General features: G+C 31.3%; 7 protein-coding genes. All 7 read left to right on the top strand.

Translation table 11 applies throughout. The annotated features are described in order from the left end of the window. Nucleotides 1-10: 10 nt before the first annotated feature. The gene (locus ABD715_RS00035) at nucleotides 11-1639 is read left to right on the top strand and encodes a hypothetical protein (RefSeq protein WP_344785689.1); all 1629 of its coding nucleotides are present in this window, start codon (nucleotides 11-13) and stop codon (nucleotides 1637-1639) included. A gap of 120 nt (nucleotides 1640-1759) precedes the next feature. Beyond that, complete coding sequence (locus ABD715_RS00030) at nucleotides 1760-5773, top strand: FG-GAP-like repeat-containing protein (RefSeq protein ID WP_344785687.1); 4014 nt, start codon at nucleotides 1760-1762, stop codon at nucleotides 5771-5773. 133 nt (nucleotides 5774-5906) lie between these two features. Then, on the top strand, nucleotides 5907-7058 hold the full coding sequence (locus ABD715_RS00025) for a T9SS type A sorting domain-containing protein (RefSeq protein ID WP_344785685.1): 1152 nt from the start codon (nucleotides 5907-5909) through the stop codon (nucleotides 7056-7058). A 70-nt stretch (nucleotides 7059-7128) separates the two neighbouring features. Next, nucleotides 7129-8682, top strand: a complete 1554-nt coding sequence (locus tag ABD715_RS00020) for an alpha-L-fucosidase (RefSeq protein ID WP_344785683.1) — start codon at nucleotides 7129-7131, stop codon at nucleotides 8680-8682. A gap of 50 nt (nucleotides 8683-8732) precedes the next feature. After that, nucleotides 8733-11477: a right-handed parallel beta-helix repeat-containing protein gene (locus ABD715_RS00015; RefSeq protein WP_344785681.1), complete on the top strand. Its 2745-nt coding sequence runs from the start codon at nucleotides 8733-8735 to the stop codon at nucleotides 11475-11477. After that, complete coding sequence (locus ABD715_RS00010; protein WP_344785679.1) at nucleotides 11474-12199, top strand: hypothetical protein; 726 nt, start codon at nucleotides 11474-11476, stop codon at nucleotides 12197-12199. Before ABD715_RS00015 ends, ABD715_RS00010 begins: the two co-directional genes overlap by 4 nt. Nucleotides 12200-12401: 202 nt before the next feature. After that, nucleotides 12402-13466: a magnesium/cobalt transporter CorA gene (gene corA, locus ABD715_RS00005; protein WP_344785677.1), complete on the top strand. Its 1065-nt coding sequence runs from the start codon at nucleotides 12402-12404 to the stop codon at nucleotides 13464-13466. Nucleotides 13467-13664: the final 198 nt, after the last annotated feature.

Below are 13664 nucleotides of genomic sequence, written 5' to 3'. Positions count from 1 at the left end.
AAGATTGAAAATGAAAAAAATATATTTAATTGCAGTTGTTCTAACTACAGCCTTTTTTGGATGTCAGGACGACGATTACGATGCACCAAATAGCTTTTATGATGTTGGACTATACCATAGTTTAGGTCAACAAGCTTTAGAAATTAACATTTATGATTATATTACTTTTGCCAACTTATCGCAAAATTACTCTCATCATGAATGGACTATAGGCGAAGGTAACTTCTTTATAGAAGGACCATTTACATTTAGAGATTCTTCTTCATTATATGAAACACGAATTATTAACCCTGGAGATACAACTTCTACAGATAAAACTATAAATGTTTACTTTAAAAAATCTGGATTACAAAAAGTAAGAATGTTTAATATTTTTGACGAGTATGTAGCTTTTAGAGGTTTTCAAAATGGTAGCGCATACACTATGGAAGCCGAGGAAATAAACGGAAAATGGGTTATAGACACTACCCTAACAGTTAAAGTTTATGATACTATTGTTCCAGAAATTGAAGTAAGACAAGCTAATGTTTTATTAGATTTAGAAAGTACAGATACTATTTATGTTGAAGCTGGAGACACCTTAGAATTTACAGATAAAACAACAATAGGAGAACCAACAACTAGATTTTGGTGGGCAAGAACATTTCCTACTGAAGGCGCAGAACCTGAAACAGTGGCATCAGGAAACCAAGAAGTTGCTAACTTAGTTTTCAAAAAACTAGGAACTTTTCAAGCAGGAATTACAGTATCTAGATCTGGAGAAAATATTCCTGCAGATAGCGACAGACTTATAATAAGCAGACCTGTAAAAGTAATACCTTCGTCTCAACCGTTTGTTTTAACAGGAAACATAAACGAACAAGAAGACGAAACTATTAAGATTCCTTTTAACGGAGAGTTTGCACCATTTTTTAACAAAGAATCTTTCTTTGAAGTAAAAGTAAACGATATAGTATTTAATATAGAATCTGTTTCTATTAATGCAGATGACTCTACTTTTTTAGATATTAAATTAACAGAACCTATTTATAGACCAGATGTAATAACAGTTACACTACTAGATGGTAGTGGTATAGAATCTACAGATACACGTACTCCGGTATCTTTTACAGATGTGCCTGTAAACATGCATGATGTTAACTTACTACCTATTGGAGTACAAGGCGCAGAAGACTTTGGTTTTCAAGGAAGCGATAGTTGGGGAATTCATGGTGACAACAAAGGCACTGTTGAAGTTAGTTCTGAACAAGCATCTACTGGTAGCTATAGTATAAAAGCTACAATAGTACCAGGAGAAGCTAATGTACAACCAGCAGCTGTGCTTTCTCAACCAATTATTCTAGATCCTGATGCAAATTACATCTTTAAATATAAAAGATATATTAAGCCTGGTTCTGTAGTATCTCCAACAGCTAGATCTGGATTCTTTTTTATTCAAAACTGGACTCAACAAGGTTGGACAAACTATAGCAACGGAACTGAACAACAAGGAGTTTGGAATGAATTTACTATTACATGGAAGCAAAGTCAACCAATATCTCAAATAATGTTTAGAGCTATTATTGATGGTAATTCAGCCAGTGATGCTGTAATATATTATGACGACTTTTATTTAGTAAAAGAAGAATTAAGGCCATAAACAAAAGGCTAAACTTACAACTTTTAAAAGCCTATTTGAATTTTCAAATAGGCTTTTATTATTAACTTAAATTTTAATATATTAAACTTTAAGTTTTATTACATTATAACTTACAAGCTTATGAAACAACTAAACAACTGCTTACTTTTTTTTATTATTGTTTTATTTAGTTTAAAATCTTTTTCACAAACATTTAAACGCATCGAGCGTATTGCTAAACTAACCAATATAGGCGAAAATAATGGTGTAGCTGTAGCAGATTATGATGGTGATAATGACCTTGATTTATTTGTAGTTGCCAAAGCCCAAGATAATATTAATGAAGAAAAAGGGAAAAGCAAATTATTTAGAAACAATAACGATGGTACATTCACAGATGTCACTACTACTTCTGGATTAAATAACCTATTTCCTTCAACAGAAGAGAGTAAAGACAATGGTTATCTAGACGGTATTAAATATGGAGTGTCTTGGGGCGATTATGACAATGATGGCTTTCCAGACATCTTTTTTACACATGCATTTAAAGTACAATTATTTCGTAATAATGGAAATGGAACTTTTACAGAAACAACAACACAAGCTAAAATAAAAAAACGAAACGAATGTAGTAATGCTGGTGCTACTTGGTTTGATGCCAATAATGATGGTTTAATAGACTTATATATTTCTGTTTGGAATGGATGCGATGGTAATATATTATATATGAACAAAGGAGACGGAACCTTTGAAGATCGTTCTGTATTTTATAATGTAAACAGCATGAATCAATCTTATATGAGTATGCCATTTGATTTTAATAATGATAATTGGATGGATTTATATGTTACTAACGATTTTTTTATTCCTAACGAGTTATACATAAATAAATTTGGAAGTATTTTTGAAGATCAATCGTTAAAATACGATATGGCTAGAAGTGCCAACTATATGGGAATAACCATAGGCGATTATAATAACGATGGTAATTTTGACATGTATGTTACCGATATAAACAAGAATCTTTTATTCTCTAACAATGGTGATAACACTTTTACAGAACTAGCAGAAACTAAAGGTGTTTTAAAAACTGGCTGGAGTTGGGGTTGTACCTTTTCTGATTTTGATTTGGATGGTGATGAAGATTTATTTGTTGTTAATGGGTTTAAAGAATCTTTTCCTGAAGGAGAAGCTAATGTATATTTTGAAAACGATGCAAATGCAAACTACACTTTTACAGAGCAAACCAGTAAGGTAGGCTTAGGCGCCATTACCATGGGGTTTGCAGTAACACCTTTTGATTATGATAACGATGGAGATTTAGACTTGTTTGTATCAAACAGTAATAAAGAATCTTACTTTTATCAAAACACGACTATTAACGAAAATTCTACACAAAACCCACATTGGTTTAAAGTAATATTAGAAGGTACAACATCAAACCGAAACGCTATTGGTGCAAGTGTATCAATTACAACAAACAACGGAAGTTTACACCGTTACGCTTCTGGCGTAGGTTTTCTTTCTCAAAGTATTCAACCTTTACATTTTGGCTTAGATAATGCAACATCTATTTCAGAAATTAAAATAAAATGGCCTTCTGGTCTAATTGAAACCTATAATAATTTACCAATAGATGCTACAATAAAAGTAATAGAAGGTAATAATTATGAGGTTGTAGATACAACTCAGGGAGTAAAAATAAAAGGTTGTACAGATCCTAATTCTTGTAGCTATAATCCAAATGCAGTAGAAGACGATGGCTCTTGTACCTACATGGATGGAGCTGTAATTAATGGGAATACAACATCTGGATACCTTAATATTGAAACATACACATACAATAAAAACACAAATTCGTCTGTGCAATGGTACGTTACAGGAGGAGAAATATTAGAAGGCCAAAATACAGAAACAATTAAAGTACAATGGCATCTTGAAGCTAAAGGACAAGTATCCATAATTGAGAGCGGATTAACCTGTACAACAAAAAAAATAGATGCAGATGTAAACCTAAGCATAGCCAATACATCTCCTAAACGCTCGGTAGCTAGAATATGGAATGAGGCACTATTACATGCTATACGCAACGATTATGCAAGACCTACTGTTCATGCAAGAAATTTATTTCACACAAGTATAGCCCTGTATGATGCTTGGTCTATTTTTAATAGTAAAGCAAGAACATATCTATTAGGTAATAAAGTACATGGGTACAGTAATAATTTTAACGGTTTCGCTACCGAAGAAAATATAGATAAAGCCAAAGAAAAAGCCATGAGTTATGCTGCTTATAGGTTACTATCTCACCGTTTTAAAAACTCTCCAGGACAATTAGAATCGCAAAGCACATTCGATTTTATAATGGCTGATTTAGGATACCCTACAGATTATAAATCAATAGATTACAGCTCTGGTAACCCTGCTGCTTTAGGAAACTACATAGCAAAAACTATTTTAGAATACGGTAAAACAGATAAATCTAATGAAATCGACCACTATAAAAACAAACATTACACACCTACTAATACACCACTAATACCTGCTTTGCCTGGAATAAATAAAAACATAAACCCAAATCGATGGCAACAATTAAGTTTATTTCAGTTCATAGATCAAAGTGGTAATTTAATATCTGAAAACACACCAGATTTTTTAAGTCCAGAATGGGGTGCAGTTCATCCATTTTCCTTAATTAATGAAAATAAGAACATTTATAATAAAGATGGAAATGAATATATAGTATATCATGATCCAAATGAGCCTCCAATGCTTAATCTGTCTCAAAATAATGCTTCAAGCGATGCTTACAAATGGGGGTTTTCTATGGTTTCTATATGGTCGTCTCACCTAGATCCATCAGATAATATCATTTGGGATATTTCACCAAAATCCATAGGGAACATAAACTTAAATGAAGTTCCTACAAATTTTGACGACTTTATCGACTTTTATAAATCTACAGATGGCGGAGATATTTCTAAAGGACACAATATAAACCCGTATACAAATGCACCTTATAAAGAGCAATTAGTTCCAAGAGGAGACTATACAAGAGTATTAGCAGAATTTTGGGCAGATGGTCCAGATTCAGAAACCCCGCCTGGACATTGGTTTACTCTTTTAAATTACGTAAGCGACCATAGTTTGTTAGTAAAAAAACTAAATGGAAAAGGAGATATATTAAATAATTTAGAATGGGATGTAAAAGCCTATTTTTTAATGGGAGGTACTATGCATGATGCTGCCATTACCGCATGGGGCATTAAAGGTTGGTACGATTATATAAGACCAATATCTGCTATACGATACATGGCAAAATTAGGACAAAGTACAAATGCTGAATTAGAAAATTACCACATTGCTGGTATACCATTAAAAGAAGGCTACATAGAAACCGTAAATCCTGGCGATGCACTTGAAGGGGCAAATAAAGAACACCTTGGCAAAATAAAATTATACACTTGGCGAGGGCATAAATACATTCAAAATACTAAAACAGATAACGCTGGTGTTGGCTGGATTTTAGCAGAAAACTGGTGGCCTTACCAACGCCCAAGCTTTGTTACTCCTCCATTTGCAGGATACGTTTCTGGGCACTCTACCTACTCTAGAGCTGCTGCAGAAGTAATGACTTTGTTAACTGGAGATGAGTTTTTCCCTGGGGGATATGGCGAGTTTATTGCAAAAAAAGATGAGTTTTTAGTTTTTGAAGAAGGACCAAGTGTAGATGTAAAACTGCAATGGGCAACATACAGAGATGCCTCAGACCAATGTAGTTTATCTAGAATTTGGGGAGGCATACACCCTCCTGCAGACGATATTCCAGGAAGAATAATTGGAGAACAAATTGGCATAAACGCTTACAATTTTGGTGTAAAATATTTTGATGGAAAAACAACAATACCTAACCAAGATAGCTCTTTTCAAAAAGTATATCCTAATCCTTTAAATAGTAATTTCATTAATATTACAAACACATCTGAAAATGATATATTTCAACTTATAGATTTAAAAGGAAGCTTTTTAAATTTTGAAAGAAAAACGTATAACGAAACTACAAAAACAACTCAACTTAACCTTTCTAAGTCTTTAACTACAGGAGTTTATATTTTAAAAATTAACAATAAAACAAAATTAATAGTAAAAAAGTAAAAATCCTTTAATATTTGACGTTTGGAGCAATTCAAAACACATTTATCATAGTATTCTGGACAAATCTAGCCCTTTACTGCTCATTATAAATTTAACTTTGAGTTATAACTAAAACTAATTAATACCAAATATTATGATTCAAAAATTATTTTTTGCATTACTCACAAGTACTTTTATGTTTGCGCAAACTAGCCCTACAAAAACATGGGTAACACAACCTCCTAGTACGGTAACAATGGGAGAATCCTATCCTTTATCTGCTAGCTTTGATGCTGGTGATGACGGTGCTGGTTTAGATCACACTGTAGGTGGTACAAACTCAGCAAACTTACAATACTCTATTCAAATTTGGAATTCAGACACATCAAAATGGACTTGGAAAAAAGGTAAAAATGACTTAACTGTCGCAAACACGCACACTGGTACTTCTAGCATAGATTGGGTTATTCCAACAGATTTAATGGCCTCTGCCGATTTACCTGCAAATGAAGCTTATTTTATGAGGGTTGGTTACCAAAACTCTGCCAACCAATGGGCCAGCTATGTAACAGGTAATGATGTTGCTATTACAATAGAATCTGCTCCATTAGGTGATTCTTGGGATTGGAATCCAGCTTCTGTAACCTACCCTTCTAGTGCTACAATGGATATAGATATAATATATTCTTCAGATATGCCAATTGCTCCTAATGGCATCAAGTTTACTCTTTGGACGATAACTGATGGAACAGTTAATGATGTAAATTTATTTAGTGATATTTGGTATGGTCTTTTTAGTAACCCAACTGAACTAGATCCTGGAACCGACATGACTACTACAATAACAATTAATATTCCTAACAGTGCCAAAAATAACGGTACAATGAGACCTAGCTCTGATTTAGGAGCCAATTGGGATCCTAATGCAGGAGATCAAGGTAATAACTACATTAGCCATCAAGATACACCTGCTCCTATTTACACCTTTCAGTTTAGACCTATTGCGGGCGATGATACAAATTTTGCTCCAGCATCTCTACCCGCTCAAAACAACTTTACTGTAAGTCCAGCTCTATCTGTTAAAAATATAAAAGCTAATACGCTTAGTATGTACCCAAACCCGGTTAAAAACATTTTAAACCTTAGCAATATTAACAATGTTAAAACATTTACTATTAGCAATGCGTTAGGACAAGAGGTATTAAAACTAAAAGCTCAAAATTCTATTAACATATCAAGCTTAAAAAAAGGGTTATACTTTTTAAAAACAGATACTGGTATTACACGTAAAATTATTAAAAATTAAATAATACTTATTCGGTGTTTGAAATACAACACCGAATAAATATTATATCTAATAAATAACACGTTAATTTATGAGATTACCAATAGTTAATTCAATATATAGAGCTCTAGTCTTTACTCTATGTCTTGCTATTACACTATGTTTCTCATGCCAAAAAAAAGCAAACACTAATCCTATTGAAAAAAACATCTATAAAGAAAATTGGGATTCTATTAAAGCCAACTACAAAACACCAAAATGGTTTACTAATGCTAAATTTGGAATTTTCGTTAATTGGGGAGCATATACAGTTCCTGCATTCGAAGCCGAAAGTTACCCTAGGCTAATGTATATAGACAGTACCAATTTCAATTATCCAATAAGCTCAAAAAAAAATATACCTTCTCATGTTTTCATACATCATAAAGCCAATTGGGGTAATCAAAAAGATTTTGGGTATAAAGACTTTATTCCGTTATTTAAAGGCGAAAAGTTTGATGCACACAATTGGATAGAATTATTTAAAAAATCAGGAGCCAAATATGTTATACCTGTTGCAGATCATCACGACGGATTTGCTATGTATAAGTCTAATACCACCCGTTGGAATGCATACGACATGGGTCCAAAACGAGATATATTAGGAGAGTTATTTCGTGCAGGAAGAAATAAAGGACTTATAATGGGAGCTTCTTCTCAATTTGCTTTTAATTGGTCTGTTTATAATAAAAAAGATCATTTTGACACTACAAACCCAGATTATGCCGATTTGTATTCTGCTAAGGGTAAAGATTTAAATCAACCAGTATCTAACGAATTTAAAAAAAGGTGGTGGAATAGAACTATAGATCTTATAGATAACTACCAACCAGATATATTTTGGATAGATTATTATAATAATTCACCTAATTTTGAAAACATACGCCCAAAACTAGCATCTTATTACTATAATAAAGGTGTAAAATGGGGTAAAGAAGTTGTTTTACAAGATAAAAATAATAACTCATTTCCTGAGAAAACAATTATTTATAACCTTGAATGCGATAAATTATCAACTCTTAAAGAATTACAAAAGCAAAACAATGTTTCAATTTCGAAAACCTCCTGCAGTAATACTAGTAATTCAATACATAAAACAACTAATAAAATTATAGCAAATTTAGCTGATATTGTTAGTAAAAACGGAAGTTTTATTTTAAATGTATCACCAAAATCTGATGGAACCATACCAAATAATCAAAAAGATATTTTGCTTAAAGTTGGTAATTGGCTAAAAATAAATGGAGAAGCTATTTACAATACTACAACTTGGAAAATTTACGGAGAAGGACCAACCAAAATAAATGAAGTTTATTATTCTAAAAACAACTCAAACCTATTTTCTTCAAAAGATATTCGTTTTACAAAAAAAGGAAACATACTTTACGCTATTGTTTTAAGTTGGCCTACTAATGGTAAAATTAATATAACCTCTTTAGCTAAAAATTCAGAGTATCTAACCTATTTATCTATTGAAGACATTAATATTTTAGGAAATTCTAATAATATAAAATGGCAACAAACTAATCATGGTTTAGAAATCCAAAAACACATAAAAAGTACTAATAATCATATATATACCATAGCTATCAAACTAAAAAAATAATCTATACATACTTTTTAGTAACAAATAAAACTAACTAAACAACTATACAAATGATAGTAAACATCTACAAAAAGTTAATTACTATTGCCATTATACTATTAACACTAAACACCTTTGCTAAAGATATTTATGTTGCTAAAAACGGAAACGACTCTAATTCTGGAACCATAGAAAGTCCATATCTAACTCTATCAAAAGCAGCTTCAATAGCTCTCCCTGGAGACATTGTTTACATAAGAGAAGGCACCTACGAAGAAACACTATCCCCTAAAAACTCCGGAACTGCAGGAAATCCTATTATATATCAATCCTATCCTGGAGAAAAAGTAATTATTTCTGCTATGCAATCGCTTTCTGGTTGGACACAAGATTCAGGATCTATTTACAAAACAAAAATTACTTTTAATAGTCTTGGAGATCAAAATTTCGTTATGGTAAACCAAACAGCTTGCGATTTAGCTAGGTGGCCCAACAAAACAAATAACAACCCTTTCGATATAGCAACAATTAGAAATACTGGAGGCAGTAGTGGAGAAATTATAAATAATGCATATTTAACAGAAAACACTATTCCAGCAATAAACTGGACTGGTGGTGCTATTTTCTTTTACGGAGACAAAGCAGGTTCTGGTTGGACTGCATGGAAAAAAAGAATTACAAGTAGTTCTAGCGGACGTGTAAATTTTGATTTAGAATTTGGTACTAACGAAAGTTGGGTAAGAACATTTCATGCACCTAAAGATCTCGGAGATTTTTACCTCGAAGGTGTTAAAGAAGCTTTAGACTATAAAAATGAATGGTATTTTGATGAATCATCTAAAGAGTTATTCATTCAACTTCAAGGAGGTACTCCTCCTACTGATGGCGAAGTAAAAATGAGAAAACGAATTGAAACCATTAATTTAAAAAACAAAAGCTATATTGAAATTAGAAATATTGCTGTATTTGGAGGTGCGATAAATATGGAAGATAGCTCTACATGGCAAGCTAACGGAAATAATAAAACCACTAACAATGTACTATATGCTGTTTCCTCTTTTTATGGCAATTACACCATAGGAGTCTCTAACTCTTCAAGAGCAGGAAAAGCTAGTATTAATATACAAGGCTCTAATAATACCATCGAAAAATGCGAAATAGCATTTAATACATCCGCAGGAATACAAGCAAGAGGCAATAATATCCAAATTATAGATAATTATATTCACGATTTCGATTTTTTATCCAATTATGATGCACCTCTAGTAGCTAGAGGTATAAATAATAGCCTTATTAAAAACAATACTATTTTTAATGGAGGACGAGATTGCATTCAATATTATGGAACTAACAATGAAATAGCTTATAATGATGTATCTAAAAGCAATTTATTAGCAGATGATTGTGGGCTATTTTATACCGTTGGTGCCCAGTATACAACAGAAATTCATCATAATTGGTTTCACGACACCCAGTCTAACGGATCTAAATCTAAAGCCACTGCCATTTATTTAGATAATGATGCTGCAGGCTTTAAGGTTCATCACAATGTGGTTTGGAACACAGAATGGACCAATATTCAAATTAATTGGAATGGAAAAGATATAGAAATTTATAACAACACACTTTGGAATGGATCGCAGGTTATGGGAGCTTGGCATAAAGACGGAACATCTTTTTCTAATGTAAAAGTTTGGAATAACCTATCAAACAATGGAGATTGGGAACCTCAATCTGACAAACAAAATAATTTAGTAGTTACAGCAAATGTATTTACTGATGCTAACAACGGAAAATTTACTCTAAAACCAGAATCAAGCCCTATAAACCAAGGTCGTATTATAACGGGTATAACAGATGGCTATATAGGTACGTCTCCAGATATTGGAGCATACGAATATGGAGCAGATAATTGGGTTGCAGGAATAACTTGGGATCCCATTTATAGTCCTACCGGTAATGGCTGTTATGGACTACCTGGTGAAGATTGTATAGATTTTCTACCAAATGATGATGATAAAGATGGTGTTACAAACGATATTGATCTTTGTCCAGATACCCCTTTAAAAACATCTGTAAATACAGATGGGTGCCCTATATTCGAAATAGCATCAGATAATTTTAAAATATTAACAAAAAGTGAAACATGTATAAGTAGTAATAATGGTTCTATTACAATTACATCTAACAATACAACCTTAAATTTTTCTGCCAAAATTGAAGAATTAAATATAGAAAAAAGTTTTACATCCAATACATCTTTTACAAATTTAGAAGCAGGTTCTTATACATTATGCATAACAACTAGTGCCAACTTAGACTACAAGCAATGTTTTAATATTATAATATACCAACCAGAAAAACTTATTGTTACAAGTAAAATAAACTCAAAAAACAAGCAAGTAAGTTTAACATTAAATGGAAGCGATACATATAATGTTACTCTTAATGGTAGCAATATAGTAACAACTAAAAATATATTAACCCTTAATTTAAAAGACGGAAATAATAAAATAGAAGTAAAAACCGCTAAAGAATGTCAAGGAAAATATTCAGAAAATATTAATTTAGATAATAACATTACTTTGTTTCCAAACACAGTCAAAACAATATTAAGTCTTAATTTTCTTAATAATGTAAACCATACTGTTAATTACAAAATTATATCCTCTACAGGACAAGTTTATATGCAACAAAATAAGTTTATAAAGAATAAACAATTTAACTTAAATTTAGAAACACTTAAACCAGGCCTTTATTTTATTCAATTAAAATCTCAAAAAATTAATTTTCAATCTAAAATTATTAAACAATGATACTTCGACATATAAAAAGAACTGCACTAGTATTAACCCTAATATTTATAGTTAGTTGCGGTAGCAGTAGTAACGACGATTCTAATAGCAATAATGGTGGTGATGATAAAATTCTACCTCCAGAAGCTGCTACACTAGTAACTCCACTTAAAAACGAAGAATGTAATCAAGGTAATATTTTATCTAAAACAGAAAGCACTGTAGCATTCCAATGGAATAAGTCTAGCAATACAAATAACTACACCATTATAATAAAAAATTTAAATACAGATACTATTCAAGAAAAAACAACATCTAGTAACTCGGCCTCATTTACACTATTAAGAGGTGTGCCCTATTCTTGGCATGTTATATCTAAATCAAACAAAACTACAAAAGTAGCAACCAGTGAAACTTGGAATTTGTTTAACGCAGGCGAAGCAGAAGAAAACTATGCTCCATTTCCTGCTTCAATAATTTCACCAAAAATGGGAAGTATAACAAGCAATCCTGTTAATCTAGAATGGCTGGGAAGTGATTTAGATAACGATATAGCAACTTATGATATTTACTTAGGCACAACCAATCCTCCAACAGAATTACAAAAGGAAAACACAAATACTAATACAGAAAATAATATATCATTAACTAACGATACAGTTTATTACTGGATAATAGTAACAAAAGACGAAGCAGGAAACACATCTAAATCTCCAGTATTCGAATTTAGAACAGAAATATAAATTATAATATAATCATTAGCATATTTTAAATAGAAAAACTCTGTAATGTAATTACAGAGTTTTTCTATTTAAAAATGAATAATAAAAAAGCCTATTACATATTATCATACTATTTTGTACATTGTCTTTAACTTCTATTCTATTGCCTCTCTATATAATACATCTAATAGAATAAAATAACTCTAAATACGGTTTAATTAGAATGAAAATCAACAAATCAACACAAAGAAAGAATACAGGATTAGCTCCTGGCTCTCCTGTTTATATGGGAAAAAAACAAAACAAAGACTTAAATGTTGAGATTTTCGACTATAACTTAAACACGGTAGTAGAAGAAAGAGCAGAAAATGTAAAAAATGTATTCTTATATGAAAATAAAGAAAACATAACATGGATAAATGTTAATGGTTTAAACAATGTTGAATCCATTAAAGAACTGGGTACACATTTTGAATTGCACCCCTTACTAATAGAAGATATAGTTAATACACACCAACGTCCTAAATTAGAAGAATACGAAAACTATGCTTTTATAGTTTTAAAAATGCTCCATTTCGATGATAACAATAAATTAAAAATAGAACATATCAGTTTCGTTTTAGGAGAAGATTATCTACTCTCTTTTCAAGAAACAGAAGGAGACGTTTTTGACACTATTAGAGAGCGTATAAGAACTTCCAAAGGTTTGGTTAGAAAAATGAAAGCAGATTACCTATTATATGCCTTAATAGATGTCATAGTAGATAATTACTTTATTTTAGTAGACATACTTAGTGAAAAAACCGAAACTATAGAAGACAACCTATTTAATTTAGTAAATAATGATCAATTAGTATTCGATATTCAAAACTCTAAAAGAGAAGTATTAAAAATAAGAAGAGCAGTTTCTCCTTTAAGAGAAGTAGTCGGTAAATTAACCAAAGTAGACAAAAAATTAGTACAAGAAAAAACACATTTATATTTAAGTGATCTACACGACCATACTATTCAAGTAGCAGAAAACGTAGATATATATAGAGAAATGATATGGGGTTTAATGGATATGCACCTTACCAACCTAAGTAATAAAATGAATGAAGTTATGAAGGTACTAACCATAATAGCTACCATATTTATCCCTCTAACCTTTATAGCAGGTATATACGGTATGAATTTTGAAAACATACCTGAATTAAAGCATAAATATGCTTATTTTATACTCTGGGGTGTAATGATATTTATCTTCTTTGGAATGCTATACTATTTTAAAAGAAAAAAATGGCTCTAAACATAAATACTAGAACTATTATTCCTCATAAAACTAAATGCGCATTTTTAATAAAAAAACAAGCTTGCTTATATATTATTAGTCAGTAGCCCCCATAGATAAGTTTGTATTAACATTTCCTTCGTATTATAAATAGTATAAAGTTTTACTTTAAGTTGAGTATATAACAAAAAAAAATCCTCAACAAATAAATGTTGA

The organism is Postechiella marina (genome assembly GCF_039538365.1).
Taxonomy (GTDB): domain Bacteria; phylum Bacteroidota; class Bacteroidia; order Flavobacteriales; family Flavobacteriaceae; genus Postechiella; species Postechiella marina.
The sequence above is the reverse complement of the archived record's forward strand: the minus strand, read 5'-3'. Positions and strand labels throughout refer to the sequence as shown.

Coding starts and splice junctions, on each gene's coding strand:
- ABD715_RS00035 (WP_344785689.1), top strand. CDS start 11: ATGAAAAAAATATATTTAATTGCAGTTGTTCTAACTACAGCCTTTTTT.
- ABD715_RS00030 (WP_344785687.1), top strand. CDS start 1,760: ATGAAACAACTAAACAACTGCTTACTTTTTTTTATTATTGTTTTATTT.
- ABD715_RS00025 (WP_344785685.1), top strand. CDS start 5,907: ATGATTCAAAAATTATTTTTTGCATTACTCACAAGTACTTTTATGTTT.
- ABD715_RS00020 (WP_344785683.1), top strand. CDS start 7,129: ATGAGATTACCAATAGTTAATTCAATATATAGAGCTCTAGTCTTTACT.
- ABD715_RS00015 (WP_344785681.1), top strand. CDS start 8,733: ATGATAGTAAACATCTACAAAAAGTTAATTACTATTGCCATTATACTA.
- ABD715_RS00010 (WP_344785679.1), top strand. CDS start 11,474: ATGATACTTCGACATATAAAAAGAACTGCACTAGTATTAACCCTAATA.
- corA (WP_344785677.1), top strand. CDS start 12,402: ATGAAAATCAACAAATCAACACAAAGAAAGAATACAGGATTAGCTCCT.